Origin of the sequence: Geobacillus sp. WSUCF1, from assembly GCF_000422025.1 — a bacterium.
GTDB classification, from domain to species: domain Bacteria; phylum Bacillota; class Bacilli; order Bacillales; family Anoxybacillaceae; genus Geobacillus; species Geobacillus zalihae.
Window position 1 is genome coordinate 1 of sequence record NZ_ATCO01000248.1, and the last position, 674, is coordinate 674.

Here is a 674-nt window from a genome sequence, read left to right on the forward strand (position 1 = left end):
GGCCGATTCGCCTCACATCCCGTGGAGCGAACCCTTTACCCTGGCGGAGAGAAACGGCGCCACGTACCGGGTATGGGAAACATCCTCCACCTATGAAGGCCACCCCGTTCGGCTGATCGTCGTCGAATCGAGTGCGCTCGACCAGCGAAAAGGAAAGACGCTCGAAAAAGAACGAACCAAAGAAGCGGAGCTTCTTCGCGAGGAACAAGCCCATTGGGAGCGCCACCCTTTCTCCTGCCGGGAAGATGCCGAACAAGCCTTGGCGTCCCTCAAGGCGTCCCTTCGCCCCCGGTTTCATCGGGTTGAGGCCGCGGTCGAAGAGATCGTACGCCCGAAAAAACGGCGCGGACGGCCGAAAAAAGGGGCGGAACCCGAGGTGGAGACGCTGTATTTCTTGCACCTTGACGTCGAATTCGACCAAGACGCGTGGGAACAGGCGAGACGGAAAGCGTCCCGGTTTGTCCTTGTCACGACCGTTCCGAAGGAATGGAAGGGCCAACCCATGGATGCCCAAGAGATCTTGAAGCTGTATAAAGGGCAGATCTCGGTGGAAATGAACTTCGCTTTTTTGAAAGATCCGTTTTTCACGGATGAGATTTACGTCAAAAAACCAGAACGGGTCGCAGTATTAGGCTATTTGTTTCTGTTGGCCTTGGCTATTTACCGCGTTTTTC

1 protein-coding gene is annotated in these 674 nt (G+C 55.5%); it reads left to right on the forward strand.

Annotation, left to right across the window (positions count from 1 at the left end):
• Window positions 1-674 (forward strand): IS1634 family transposase (locus tag I656_RS0117045; protein ID WP_033006895.1); only part of this gene is annotated, 674 nt, incomplete at both ends.